This window comes from Enterobacter sp. fkY84-1, assembly GCF_052974705.1.
Map to the genome: position 1 here is coordinate 363323 of NZ_CP169393.1, position 13213 is coordinate 376535.

Annotated in this window: 14 protein-coding genes; 2 read left to right on the forward strand and 12 right to left on the reverse strand. The window is 58.4% G+C overall.

Translation table 11 applies throughout. The annotated features are described in order from the left end of the window. Positions 1-7 precede the first annotated feature (7 nt). The 11 genes from phnK to ACEPLT_RS01720 all read right to left on the reverse strand — a co-directional run bounded on the left by phnK (position 8) and on the right by ACEPLT_RS01720 (position 8226). On the reverse strand, positions 8-763 hold the full coding sequence (gene phnK / locus ACEPLT_RS01670; protein WP_008500057.1) for a phosphonate C-P lyase system protein PhnK: 756 nt from the start codon (positions 761-763) through the stop codon (positions 8-10). Beyond that, positions 760-1605: an alpha-D-ribose 1-methylphosphonate 5-phosphate C-P-lyase PhnJ gene (locus tag ACEPLT_RS01675; RefSeq protein ID WP_032675794.1), complete on the reverse strand. Its 846-nt coding sequence runs from the start codon at positions 1603-1605 to the stop codon at positions 760-762. The genes phnK and ACEPLT_RS01675 overlap by 4 nt, the downstream gene beginning before the upstream one ends. Next, on the reverse strand, positions 1598-2662 hold the full coding sequence (locus ACEPLT_RS01680) for a carbon-phosphorus lyase complex subunit PhnI (RefSeq protein WP_021242918.1): 1065 nt from the start codon (positions 2660-2662) through the stop codon (positions 1598-1600). Before ACEPLT_RS01680 ends, ACEPLT_RS01675 begins: the two co-directional genes overlap by 8 nt. Continuing rightward, complete coding sequence (phnH, locus tag ACEPLT_RS01685) at positions 2662-3246, reverse strand: phosphonate C-P lyase system protein PhnH (protein WP_008500060.1); 585 nt, start codon at positions 3244-3246, stop codon at positions 2662-2664. Before phnH ends, ACEPLT_RS01680 begins: the two co-directional genes overlap by 1 nt. Then, positions 3243-3695, reverse strand: coding sequence for a phosphonate C-P lyase system protein PhnG (phnG, locus tag ACEPLT_RS01690; protein ID WP_021242917.1), 453 nt, complete (start codon positions 3693-3695; stop codon positions 3243-3245). Before phnG ends, phnH begins: the two co-directional genes overlap by 4 nt. Then, on the reverse strand, positions 3696-4421 hold the full coding sequence (gene phnF, locus ACEPLT_RS01695; protein WP_023326523.1) for a phosphonate metabolism transcriptional regulator PhnF: 726 nt from the start codon (positions 4419-4421) through the stop codon (positions 3696-3698). It abuts the gene before it with no gap. Positions 4422-4441: 20 nt separating this feature from the next. Further along, the gene (phnE, locus tag ACEPLT_RS01700; RefSeq protein WP_021242916.1) at positions 4442-5221 is read right to left on the reverse strand and encodes a phosphonate ABC transporter, permease protein PhnE; all 780 of its coding nucleotides are present in this window, start codon (positions 5219-5221) and stop codon (positions 4442-4444) included. A gap of 102 nt (positions 5222-5323) precedes the next feature. Beyond that, the gene (gene phnD, locus ACEPLT_RS01705) at positions 5324-6340 is read right to left on the reverse strand and encodes a phosphonate ABC transporter substrate-binding protein (RefSeq protein ID WP_008500064.1); all 1017 of its coding nucleotides are present in this window, start codon (positions 6338-6340) and stop codon (positions 5324-5326) included. Between the two features lie 24 nt (positions 6341-6364). Further along, a complete protein-coding gene (gene phnC / locus ACEPLT_RS01710; protein WP_023618659.1) occupies positions 6365-7153 on the reverse strand; it encodes a phosphonate ABC transporter ATP-binding protein in 789 nt (262 codons plus the stop codon). Between the two features lie 173 nt (positions 7154-7326). After that, the gene (yjdN, locus tag ACEPLT_RS01715; RefSeq protein ID WP_023345287.1) at positions 7327-7767 is read right to left on the reverse strand and encodes a VOC family metalloprotein YjdN; all 441 of its coding nucleotides are present in this window, start codon (positions 7765-7767) and stop codon (positions 7327-7329) included. A gap of 123 nt (positions 7768-7890) precedes the next feature. Beyond that, positions 7891-8226: a zinc ribbon domain-containing protein YjdM gene (locus tag ACEPLT_RS01720; protein WP_008500067.1), complete on the reverse strand. Its 336-nt coding sequence runs from the start codon at positions 8224-8226 to the stop codon at positions 7891-7893. A 594-nt stretch (positions 8227-8820) separates the two neighbouring features. On the opposite strand from ACEPLT_RS01720, the gene crfC reads away from it, so the two are divergent. Next, entirely contained in the window at positions 8821-11166 is a 2346-nt protein-coding gene (gene crfC / locus ACEPLT_RS01725; RefSeq protein WP_232929277.1) for a clamp-binding protein CrfC, read from the forward strand. After that, positions 11163-12038, forward strand: coding sequence for a diguanylate cyclase regulator RdcB family protein (locus ACEPLT_RS01730; RefSeq protein ID WP_008500070.1), 876 nt, complete (start codon positions 11163-11165; stop codon positions 12036-12038). Before crfC ends, ACEPLT_RS01730 begins: the two co-directional genes overlap by 4 nt. Before the next feature lie 57 nt (positions 12039-12095). On the opposite strand, the gene kdgT is transcribed toward ACEPLT_RS01730, so the two are convergent. Further along, positions 12096-13088: a 2-keto-3-deoxygluconate transporter gene (gene kdgT, locus ACEPLT_RS01735; RefSeq protein ID WP_032675799.1), complete on the reverse strand. Its 993-nt coding sequence runs from the start codon at positions 13086-13088 to the stop codon at positions 12096-12098. Positions 13089-13213: the final 125 nt, after the last annotated feature.

The following is a 13213-nucleotide window of genomic DNA, read 5'->3' on the forward strand; positions in this document are numbered from 1 at the left end:
TGGCCTCTTAATTCTGTAATACCGAGGACACCAGCAGCTGGGTGTACGGATGATGGGGATCGTCGAGCACGCGGTCGGTTAACCCACTTTCCACCACCTGACCCTGCTTCATCACCAGCAGGCGGTCCGCCAGCAGGCGCGCGACGCCCAAATCGTGGGTGACAATCACCACCGCCAGGTTCAGCTCCACCACCAGACCGCGCAGCAGGTCGAGCAGGCGGGCCTGCACCGAGACGTCCAGCCCGCCGGTCGGTTCATCCATAAACACCAGCTTCGGATGGGTGACCAGGTTGCGGGCAATTTGCAGGCGCTGCTGCATGCCGCCGGAGAAGGTTGTCGGCAGGTCGTCGATACGCGAGGCGGGGATTTCCACTTCTTCCAGCCAGTGCTGTGCCGTGGCGCGGATGTTGCCGTAGTGGCGCGCGCCGGTTGCCATCAGGCGTTCGCCGATATTGCCTCCGGCAGAGACCTGACGGCGCAGGCCGTCCATCGGGTGCTGGTGCACCACGCCCCACTCGGTGCGCAGCAGGCGGCGGCGCTCGGCCTCGCTCATGCCGTAGAGCGAGGCGCCCTCATACAAAATGTCGCCGTTCTGCGGCGTCAGGCGCGCGGAGATGGATTTCAGCAGAGTGGTTTTGCCGGAGCCGGACTCGCCGACGATCCCCAGCACTTCGCCCGGCCACAGCTCGAACGACACGTCGCTGAAGCCTTTGCCCGGCGCATACAGGTGGGTCAGGTGATTTACCGAAAGCAGCGGTTTCATTGGCCGTTCGCCTCGCTCTGTTGGCGGCAGAAATCGGTGTCGGAGCAGACAAACATCCGTTTGCCCGTGTCGTCCAGCACCACTTCATCCAGATAGCTGTGTTTGGATCCGCAGATGGCGCACGGCTCGTCCCACTCCTGCACCGTAAACGGGTGATCGTCGAAATCCAGGCTTTCGACACGCGTGTAGGGCGGGACGGCGTAGATGCGTTTTTCACGTCCGGCACCGAACAGCTGCAGGGCGGGCATCATGTCCATCTTCGGGTTATCGAATTTCGGGATCGGCGACGGGTCCATCACGTAGCGGCCGTTCACCTTCACCGGGTAGGCGTAGGTGGTGGCGATATGGCCGAAGCGGGCGATATCCTCATACAGCTTCACCTGCATCACGCCGTACTCTTCCAGCGCGTGCATGGTGCGGGTTTCGGTTTCGCGCGGCTCGATAAAGCGCAGCGGCTCCGGGATCGGCACCTGGAAAATCAGAATCTGATCTTCAGCCAGAGGGGTTTCCGGAATGCGGTGGCGGGTCTGGATCAGCGTCGCGTCTTCGGTTTTTTCGGTGGTCGTGACGCCCGTTACCCGCTGAAAGAAGGTGCGGATCGATACGGCGTTGGTGGTGTCGTCCGCGCCCTGGTCGATGACCTTCAGCACGTCCGCCTCGCCGATCACGCTGGCGGTAATCTGGATGCCGCCCGTCCCCCAGCCGTAGGGCATCGGCATTTCTCGACCGCCGAACGGCACCTGATAGCCAGGAATCGCCACCGCTTTTAAGATGGCGCGCCGGATCATGCGTTTGGTTTGCTCATCCAGATAGGCAAAGTTGTAGCCGCTTAAGTTAGCCATGTTTGCGCTCCCGTTGCAGGCGTTTCAGCAGTTCCAGTTCGGCCTGGAAATCGACGTAGTGCGGCAGCTTGAGGTGCGAGACGAAGCCCGCGGCCTCGACGTTATCTGCGTGGGCCAGCACAAACTCTTCGTCCTGCGCCGGGCCAGCAACGTGCTCGCCGTAGTCCGGTGCCTGCAGGGCGCGGTCGACCAGCGCCATGGCCATCGCCTTGCGTTCGCCGAGGCCAAACACCAGCCCGTAGCCGCGGGTAAAGTGCGGGTCTTCATTTTCGGGCGCGACAAAACCGTTCACCATTTCACACTCGGTCATCAGCAGTTCGCCGACGTTTACGGCAAAACCCAGCTCTTCCGGCACGATTTCGACGTCGATATAGCCGCTGCGAATTTCGGCGGCAAACGGGTGGTTGCGCCCGTAGCCACGCTGGGTGGAGTAGGCCAGCGCCAGCAGATAGCCTTCGTCGCCGCGCATCAGCTGCTGCAGGCGGGACGAACGCGAGCACGGGTAAACCGGCGGCGTGCGGGTGATGTCATCCGGCTGCGCGCCGGAGTCCTCTTCCGCCTTCGCCAGGCCCTGTTTCGCCAGCAGGCTGAAGACGTGCGGAGACGGTTCCTGTTCGGCGTCAGAGGTACTGAGTCGTGGCGCCTCGCCGTTCGCCAGCAGGGTAAAATCCAGCAGGCGATGGGTGTAGTCATAGGTAGGGCCGAGCCGCTGGCCGCCGGGAATGTCTTTATAAACGGCAGAAATGCGACGCTCCAGGCGCATCTCCGCCGTGTTGATGGGTTCGCTGACCGCCAGCTTCGCCAGCGTGGTGCGGTAGGCGCGCAGCAGGAAGATGGCTTCCACGTTATCGCCGCTGGCCTGCTTGAGGGCCAGCGCCGCCAGCTCGCGGTCGGCGATACCGCCCTCGGTCATCACCCGATCGACGGCAAGATTAAGCTGCTGTTCAATCTGGGCGACGCTCAGCTCAGGGAGCTGTTCATCACCCCGTCGTCTGTGCGCCTGCAGCGCATGGGCGGCGGCGATGGCCTTCTCGCCCCCTTTGACGGCAACGTACATCAGCACACCTCCACGTGGGTGGTCCGCGGGATGGCCAGCAGGCGCTCGCCGCAGGTCAGGATCAGGTCAATGCCCAGCGGGAACGGGTGCGGGCGCTCGGTCAGCTCGTGAATGATGCACTCCGGCAGCTGCGGCGCGACCATGCGTTCGTCGGCGATGCCTGCGCCCGTCAGGCGCAGCATGCGGCCGCCGCTCAGGCTGGCGACCTGCAAAATCAGCGTGGCGCTGGTTTCCGGGGCGACGGCGGTGCCTTCGCTCAGGGCATTCAGCTGTTCATGGCTGATTTGTTCGTCGGCCACGGCAAAGATTGCCTGCTGCGGCTGTTCAACAAGCGGGGCGCCGGTGTGAAAACGCAGGTTCTGGTTGGCGATATCGTTCGACAGCGCGCCCGAAAGCCATACCGGGGTATCGTTATCGGCAAGCGTCAGCAGCACGCTGGTTGTCGCCAGGTTCAGCGGCAGCCAGCCCTGAGAGAGCTGGTGCAGCGAGACAATCACGCCCGGCTCGCTCATGGCCTTCAGCAGGCGACGGAAACTGTGTTGGGCATCCTGGACGGCCAGGGTAAAAGCAGGTTGAAGCGTCATGCGTTGTCTCCGCGAACGAGCGTAAAGAAGTCGACCCGGCTGGTATTTACTTCGGCCTGACGCGCGGCAAGGCGTGCGGCGCGGTCGGCCTCCAGCGGGGAAATAAGGGTTTCCATCAGCGTCTGGAAATGCGGTTGTTCCTGTAAAAGCGCGTCGATGACCGCGCAGCGCTCGGCGTGCGCTTTATCACGCCCCAGCACGTAGCCGTAGCCCAGCGTGCCGCTGTGCAGGCGGATCGCTGCGCGGGTGAGGGTGGCATCCCCGGCGAAGAAGCGCTCGCCGGTGCCGCCCATGCGCGCCTGGATCTGAACGAGGCCGATCTCCGGCGCGCGGAGGAGGTCGTACCCGGGAGCCAGGCTAAGGGCGTTCATGCGGGCAGAGAGCGCAGCAGGCTGGCTGTGGGCCAGCACGCGCATCCAGCGCTGTCGGGTGGCGGTGTCGAAGTGCATTCAGTGCTCCATGGTGAATTCGATCATGTCGGCGCGGGTCAGGCTGACGGAGTATTCCGTCGCGTCGATCTCGCCGTCACGGTGGTTGAGGGTGCGCACGCAGAGCAGCGGGGCCATATTGGGGATCTCCAGCACCTTGCTCTCTTTCGCCTGCGCGCGGCGGGCGCTGATGCGCGTCTGGGTGCGTTTCAGCGCAATGCCTGTCGCATTCTGGAGAAAATCATGCAGCGAACCGCTGGAGAAATTCTGCAGCACCGGCCAGAGGGTGAGATCCGCGAAGTAGTGATCGATCTGGCACACCGCGACGCCGTTGACCCGGCGCAGCGTGCGCAGGTGGATGACGTTGTCGCCCTCCTGAATACCCAGCGCGTCCGCCACGTGGCTGGAGGCCGGGCGTAATACCGAGAGCAGCTTTTCGCTGGTCGGGTGGCTGCCCTGATCCAGCAGGTTCTGGCTAAAGCGCGCCTGGGCGTTAAGCGGGTAGTCGAACGGGCGCATCAGCACCAGCACGCCCACGCCCTGACGGCGCTGGACCCAGCCGCGCTCGACCAGCTGGTCAATGGCGCGGCGCAGGGTGTGTCGGTTCACCTCATAGCGGTCAGCAAGCTGCTGCTCGGCAGGAAGGTAGTCTCCGCAGCGGTAGTGCGTGCGCAGCTCCACTTCGAGCTTTGCCGCGATCTCTTGCCAGCGGGTGGGGTAACTGGTCGGATGTCTGGATAAGTGCATAGAAAACAAAGCCTCGCTTCTCAGATGAAGTGCTTACGCAAACGTTGAGAGAGGAAATCCAGCAGGCTGACGGTGACGATGATGAGCACCATCAGGGCGCAGGTTTGCTGGAACTGGAAACCGCGAATCGCTTCCCACAGGGTGACGCCAATCCCGCCTGCGCCGACCATGCCGACGACGGTGGCGGAGCGGACGTTGGACTCAAAGCGGTACAGGGAGTAGGAGATCAGGAGCGGCATCACCTGCGGCAGGACGCCGTAAAGGATCTCTTCGATTTTATTGGCGCCGGTGGCGCGAATGCCTTCCACCGGACCGGGCTCGATGGCTTCGACCGCCTCGGAAAGCAGCTTGGAGAGCACGCCGGTGGTGTGAATGAACAGCGCCATGACGCCCGCGAACGGACCGAGGCCGACGGCGACCACGAACAGCATCGCAAAGACCATTTCGTTGATCGCCCGACAGGCGTCCATCAGGCGGCGCATGGGCTGGTATATCCACCACGGCACGATGTTTTCAGCGCTCATCAGGCCAAACGGAATGGAGAGAATAACGGCCAGCGCGGTGCCCCAGACGGCGATTTGCAGGGTGACCGCCATTTCACTGAGGTAGTCCTGCCACTGGCTGAAGTCCGGCGGGAAGAAGTCGGCGGCGAAGGTCGCCATATTGCCCGCGTCTTTGAAGAGCAGCAGCGGGTCCATTTCCGCGCCCTTCCAGGAGATAACCAGCACCGCCAGCAGGATGGCCCAGCTTATGAGCGAGAACCAGCTGCGCTTCGGCGGCGGGAGGGTGATGGTTTGCATGTGTAACTCCGCAGGTCTTTGTGTGCCGGATGGCGCTACGCTTATCCGGCCTACGATCCAAAATGTAGGCCCGGTAAGCGCAGCGCCACCGGGCGAAAAGCGTTACTGCACCGCTTTATTCACGCTGGTCATCGCGCCGAGCGCGGCGGTCAGGCGGTCGAGGTCTTCAAGCTGGGCCTGAATCGCGGCCACTTTGCTGGTCTTCTCCTCGTCCTTCAGGCCTTTGTTGTCCTTCACGCCCTGCATCTCTTTAAACAGCGCCAGCTGGCGAATCGGGACCAGCTGCAGGTCGCTTGACGGGCGGAACGGTGCCCAGCCCAGACGTTCGAGGACCGCTTTCTCTTCCGGCGTTTTGCCATAGGTCATAAAGAAGTCGTACACCTTGTCCTTGGTGCTTTCGGACAGGTTTTTACGCCACACAATCGGGTCGCCGGGGATCAGCGGGGATTTCCAGATAACCTTCAGCTCTTTCAGCTTGTCCGGTGCGGAGGTCTTCAGCTTGTCGAGGTTCTCGGTGTTGTTGGTGGCAACGTCCACCTGCTTGTTGGCCACGGCCAGAGCGTTGGTTTCATGGCTGGCGTTTACCGTGCGCTTGAAGTCGCTGGCGGAGGCGTTGTTTTTGGCGAAGACGTAGTAGCCAGGGACCAGGTAACCCGAGGTGGAGTTCGGATCGCCGTTGCCGAAGGTCAGCTCTTTGCGTTTGGCGAGCATGTCGTTGAGGTTGTTGATCGGGCTGTCTTTGTTGACGATCAGCACGCTCCAGTAGCCCGGGGAGCCATCTGCCGCGACGGTCTGGGCAAAGACCTGGCCGTTCGCGCGGTCCACCGCTTCCATGGCGGAGAGGTTGCCGTACCAGGCGATGTCCACTTTATTAAAGCGCATCCCCTGGATGATGCCCGCGTAGTCCGGGGCGAAGAAGGCGTTCACTTTGATCCCCAGCTTGGTTTCCATATCTTTCAGGAACGGTTCCCACTGAGGTTTCAGGTTCTGCTGTGATTCCGTCGAAATAATGCCGAAGTTCAGCGCTTTTTCCTGCTCTTCCGCATACGCCGGGCTTAACAGGGTGCTGAGGCTGAACATGCTGGTAAAGGCCAGCGCGGCAACGGCTTTGTAGCTCATGTACTTTCCTCGGATCGGGTTTATTTAAGCAGCCTGCGCGTTCTCTTCGACGCGGTTAATGCTGCGGTAGAGATGGTCAAAACGTTCGTTATCAAACTGATGGCTCGCGCCATCAAAGAACACGTGCCCCTGACGCAGGGCGACGATGCGTTCGCAGTAGCGCAGGGCGTAATCCACCTGATGCAGCGTGACCACCACGGTAATGCCGTCGTTCTGGTTAATGTCGCGCAGGGTCTCCATCACGATGCGGGCGGACTCCGGGTCCAGCGAGGCGATGGGTTCGTCAGCAAGAATGATTTGCGCTTTTTGCATCAGCGCGCGCGCAATCGCCACGCGCTGCTGTTGTCCACCGGACAGGGTGGAGACGCGCTGGTGGGCGAAATGCGCCATGCCGACGCGGGTCAGCGCCTGTAAAGCTTCCTGCTTCTGGGAAGGGGTGAACCAGCGCAGACAGGTGCGCCAGAACGGGGTGCTGCCGAGCGCGCCAATCAGCACGTTCTCCAGCACCGTCAGGCGGTTTACCAGGTTGAACTGCTGGAAGATGTAGCCCGTCTGGGCGCGGCTCTTGCGGATATCGCTCGCCAGACGCCCGGCGCGCTGTACGGTATTGCCCAGCAGCTCGACGTGGCTTTCCGGCGTTTTATCGCCGGTGATAAGCCCGCTCAAATGGCGCAGAAGGGTGGATTTACCCGAGCCAGAAGGCCCGAGAAGCGCCACCATGTCGCCCTGCCGGACGGTCAGATCAACGGCATGCAGAGCCTTGTTATGATTGAAGGTCTTGCTCAGTTTCTCGACGCGGATGACAGTTTGCATGTGCTGGGCCTCACGATAAATGTGGCCTCATGCTGGCGCATCAATGTGACATTTGGGTTAAGTGCAGGTTGCGGGAGTTTGAAGAGTTGAGCGGAGTTTGATGACAATCATCGTAGGCCCGGTCAGCGCAGCGCCACCGGTCGCTGTTGCCGGCTGCGCTGCGCGTGTCCTGCCTACGACGTTTGTTGCTTGACGACGTTAATCATCCACGGCACGCCGTATTTGTCGGTGACTTTACCGAAACCGTGCGCCCAGAAGGTCTCCTGCCACGCCATGTCGATATTCCCGCCATCGGCAAGGTTGTCGAACCAGCGCTTGCCTTCATTGACGTCCTGGGTGTCGAGAACCAGCGTAAAGCCCGCGTACTGCGCGTTGCTGCCGGGCGGCATCCCGTCGCTCATCATGATATCGCTGCCCGCAATGCGGACGTTGGAGTGGGCGATAGCCGAATCCGGAAACTGCATACCGGACGGACAGCCTTCTTCGCTGTTATCGCTTTTTGGCATTTCGCCGAAGGTAATTTTATAGAGAAGTTCTGCGCCGACGGCTTGCTGGTAAAAGGCGGTGGCCTCAGCGCAGTTGCCGGCGAAAGAGATGTAGGGACTTAACGGCATAATCTTTACCTCACGTAAGAAAAGCCCGTTAAGTTTAGTTCTTTTTTTGTAGGCCAGATAAGCGTAGCGCATCCGGCAAAATCGCCCGGTGGCGCTTCGCTTACCGGGCGTACAGGTGAAAAATCAGTTCTTTTTCACGAACTCAGATTTCAGTTTCATTGGACCGAAGCCGTCAATTTTGCAGTCGATATTATGATCGCCTTCAACCAGACGGATATTCTTCACTTTGGTGCCGATCTTCAGCATGGAAGAACTGCCTTTCACCTTCAGGTCCTTAACGACGGTAACGCTGTCACCGTCCGCCAGCAGGTTGCCGTTCGCATCTTTTACGATGAGCGCATCAGCATCCTGAGCCGGCTCGGCATCATTCCATTCATGAGCGCATTCCGGGCAGATGAACATGCCATTATCTTCATAGGTGTATTCAGAATTGCATTTTGGGCAGTGTGGGAGAGACATATCGGTATCCTCAAAAGTGTAAACGCGCTGGAAAGTGCCAGCTAAATGACGGCAGGGTGCCGAAAAAGGCGGCAAGTATAGCGCAAATCCACACCGTTGTCGGTGATATTGTGAATTAAAAAAGCCAAAAAGCGTATCGGGAGTGACACGTTCTGTCAGTCAGTTACGCGAAGCTTATGTCCATTAACACGGTGGGAAGAAATGACGATAAATATATCGAATATTTTATTGCAGCAAATTGCTACGCTCTGCCATTTCGGATAAGGTGAAGCGACACATTGTTATTTATCTCCGGACTTTGCTGCCATACATATCTTATGGCAGTGGTGCATTACCTCTCTTTTTAGGTGGGTAAATAATGGTGATATATCCTGAAGTTTCTTAAAAATGGGCTACGCTTTTTTCTTTTGGCTATCAGGCCTGGAGAAGAGTTCTACACGCCATGCAAGGATAGGGAATTATTCCTGATTATCTTCAATCAGTTATATTTCGGCGAACATGTTTTCCACACGTGATCATATAAGCCTGAACAACATAATTAAAACCAGTGGCTTAATAAAAGTAATAAATTTGCGTTAAGGAAAGGCTTTTATCATGCACACACAGACCATTTTTGAATTAAGCCAGGAAGCCGAGCGTTTGTTACAGCTTGCCCTGCAAAATCTTGATACGTTGAAATCAATGCCCACTGAGATGCTGGAGAGCACAGAGGCTGCTATTACTGGCGAAACAAACAACGTTTTACCTTTGCATTTTAGCGCGCGCGGTGTCGACGCCCAGCAGGCGATGCTGAATAATGAATTACGCAAAATAACCCGGCTGGAAATGGTCCTGGCCATTGTTGGCACCATGAAAGCGGGGAAATCGACCACCATTAATGCGATTGTGGGTACCGAAGTGTTGCCGAACCGCAATCGTCCAATGACGGCGCTTCCGACGTTGATTCGCCACACGCCGGGTCAGAAGGAACCGGTGCTGCATTTCTCTCATGCCTCCCCGATTGATGAATTGATCCAACTGCTTCAGAAACAGCTCTGTGATTACGACCGCGGGAAGCTGGCTCAGCGTCTGGAAATTGATAAAGACATGAATACGCTGCTGGAGCGCATTGAAAAAGGGGAAGCGTTTGAGAAGCATCACCTGGGCGCGCAGCCGATATTTCATTGTCTGAAAAGCCTCAACGATCTGGTGAGACTTTCCCAGGCGCTGGGTGTGGAGTTTCCGTTCTCTGAATATACGGCTATTGAACATATCCCGGTGATTGAAGTGGAGTTCGTGCATCTTGCGGGCCTGGATGCCCACCTCGGGCAGCTGACGCTGCTCGATACGCCCGGGCCGAACGAGGCCGGACAGCCGCATCTGCAAAAAATGCTCAGCGAGCAGTTGTCCCGCGCATCGGCGGTGCTGGCCGTAATGGATTATACCCAGCTTAAATCCATTTCTGATGAAGAAGTCCGCCAGGCGATTTCCGCGGCGGGAAAATCGGTGCCGCTGTATGCGCTGGTCAATAAATTCGATCAGAAAGATCGCAATAGCGATGATGAAGAACAGATTCGGGCGATGATCTCCGGCACCTTAATGAAAGGCAATATTTCGCCCGGCCAGATTTACCCCGTGTCGTCCATGTGGGCGTATCTGGCGAACCGCGCGCGCTATGAGCTAAGTTCGCATGGACGACTGCCGGATCATCAGGAGCAACCCTGGGTGCAGGATTTTGCCGAAGCCGCACTCGGACGTCGCTGGCGTACGGCGGACCTGGACGATATCGACCATATCCGACATTCTGCCGATTTGCTCTGGGAAGATTCGCTCTTCGAGCAACCGATACGGAAACTGATTTACGCCGCCTATGCCAATGCCTCGCTCTACGCGCTGCGTTCGGCCTCGCATAAGCTTCTTAACTACGCGCAAAACGCCCGCGAGTATCTCGATTTCCGCTATCAGGGGCTGACGGTGGCCTTTGAGGCGCTGGAGGTGAATATCGCACGTCTGGAAGAGGACATGGCGCTTTTGCAGACGCGTCAGCGCGTGGTGAGCGATGAGGTGAAACACGAGGTTGAGGAAGCGCTGAACGCCACCGCGGACTTTATGGGATCCCAAAAAACCGCGCTTCACCAGGCGATTGACCAGGTGTTCAGCACGCCCCCGATTCTTGATTCGGCAGGCACCGAACGGCAGCAACTTCGCGGTGAGAGGGTGAGGCAGCTGGTGCTGGACGATGAAGGGCAGGCGCAGATTGCGCTGAGTAAATTACGCGCCTCCTGCGAGCGGGTGATGCTGGATGCCCAGACGAAGATCGGCCGGGAGCTGGCGTTACGTTTCGATCAGCTGGAGTCCACGCTGGCGCGTTCTCTTAACGAAGCCATGCGTCCCATTGAAACGCGTATTAAAGAGCATCTGAGCCATGCGGGTTTTCGGGCGCGGATCAGCTTCCCGGCGTTTCAGGCAAGCCAGCTTAACTTCAATACGCGAGCGCTGTTTAACGATGCGATTGCGCAGGACGACAGCCGGGCCGCCCCGCCTTCCGGCGGGAGCAGCATGCGCGAAACGGTCTCTCGCTGGCTCAATAATCCTGGCTGGGGCTGGGACGAGTATGTGGAAACGCGCACGCGCTATGTTATCGACATTGCGCAGCTACATGACAAATTTAAGCAACATATTGATCAGTTTTGTGAACAAATACGTAAAGCTTTGTCCGCGCAGGTCGATGTCTCTGTTACGGCAGGAATGGCGACGTTCTTTGCAGAATTTTCGTTGTGCCTGACCGGGTTACAGGAAAGCTTGCGTGATAGCCTCGCAGTGCGTCAGCAAAATGAGCACTCAACCCGAGCGCTCTGCCAGTTGTTGAAGCAAAGCATCACTACTGCGACGTGGATACAGGAAGATACCCGACTGTTACGCGATGATATTCAAACTCTATTCGCGGCAGAGCAACCATGACAACACCACTACTGGACGGCCCCGGGCGAACGCTGGAGTGTATTAATCCAAAATTTATGGTCGATCTGGTGCAGGGGGGAGACGCGGCGCGTCATCCTCGCCTGGGACCACAGCAGCTGCAGTTTCGCGAGCGTTTGACGCAGGAAATCATGACGCATACCCGGCTACGCCCCTGGGCGATGGCGGGGATGCTCAATGAAAATGCGGCGCTGCGCCTGGGGCTGGCGGAAAAGCTGGCCGGGATGCTTGATCCGGGCCATCTCGCGCTGACGCTGATGGCAGAGAAGCTGATCGCGCTGCGTCAGCAGACTCACCCACGCACCCTGCAGTCTCCCGGACTGACGCAGCAGTACGCCGATCTCGTGTCTCATTTTACCCAACGCGCAGCCTGGAAAGAAAAGGCGCTGACCCAGCGCGGGCTAACGGTGCAGGCAGGTGAGCACAGCGAGCAAATTTTTACCCGCTGGCGGGCCGGACATTATGATGGCTGGTCGCTGGCCGGACGCTGTTTTATCGTTCTGGAAGAGCTGCGCTGGGGAGCATTTGGCGACGCATGCCGCCTCGCGAAAGAAGATGTGGCGGCCATGCTTAAGGATAACCTGCGCAGCATGGCGGCTAACTATCTGGCGCAGGGCATTAATGCCTCACCCACGACCCGCCATTTTTATCACCAGTGGCTGACTGCGCCTGCTTCTCCCGGATCGATCGATCATAAAGACATGCTGGGCTGGCTGGGGGACTGGTGTCAGGCGGATAAGCATCCGGTGAGCTGGTCAGTGACGCAAAACTGGCAGACCGTCGCACTGGGGATGCCGAGGCTCTGTTCGGCAAAACGGCTGGTGGACGGGATGGTGGAAGAGATTTTTGGGTAAATCCCTTACCCCTCACCCTCTCCCCGCAGGGAAGAGGGGAGGGTTTGGTGCGGTGTGTTAATGGCGGAGTTCGACCGCTTTTCGTTCGATATTCTGCTCGGGGGTATTGGCGTAGCGTTTCGCATATAGCGCCGTGATGATCGGCACCAGTAGCGCAGTGACAATCACGCTGGCGGCAACCAGCGCCGTCGCTGAAGCGGCTACCGGTTCGAAGGCCGGGTTAATCTGGGCAATAATCACCGGGTTGGCGACGGCAGCGCCTGCGGCTGAAGAGGCGGCGACGCCCGCCGTGCCGTTTCCTCCCCCGATCACGCGGTCGGCAACGATCAGCGGAATACCGGTAATGACGATTACGGCGACACCCAGCACAATACCCAGCAGGCCGGTATCAAGGATAACCTTCAGGTTGATGGTGTTCCCCAGCGCAAAGCCGAAGAACGGGATCAGCACCGGCGTGGCTTTGCTGAAGAAATCACGCAGATCGTGATCGAGGTTGCCAAGGGCAAAGCCGATCAGGAAGGGCAGGATTGCGCCGACAAAGTGGTGGGGTTCAAAAGAGGCCAGGCCAGCTGACCCCAGGATCAGCATCGTCATCAGCGGGCCTGATTCGAGAGACATCAAGACAAATGCGCCGGACTCTTCTTTCGTCCCGTACTGGTTCATCAGGCTGGCGTACAATCCGCCGTTAGTCATATCCATCGCGGAGACAATCGCCAGCACCGATAACCCCGCGAAGAACCCGGTCTGAATTCCATTCTCCGGGATGAACATCGCGCATATCATCGCCACCGCCCAGGCTACCGCTATTTTGGTTATTACCAGCGTGCCGGATTTCCGTAATACGGTACCGGTCGCCCGCAAATTAATGGATGCACCGATACAAAAAAACCAGACGGCAAGAATTGGAACCGTGCCCGTTATCATGCCTTTTGTGAAACCACCAAAATATGCCCCGGTATCAGGGGCAAGGGTATTCAGGATGGCGCCCAGCACCAGCGGAACCAGCATCATACCGCCGGGTATGCGTTCTATCGTGGCTTTAATCTTCATGGACAATCCTCACATCTGACCCCGCAGGACGGGCGTTCGGTGTTAAAAATTAGTCAATAAATTCAATTGATTGGCATTTGTGTTTGAGAGGTGCTTCTCGATTACCCTGCCAGGAAAATAAATGT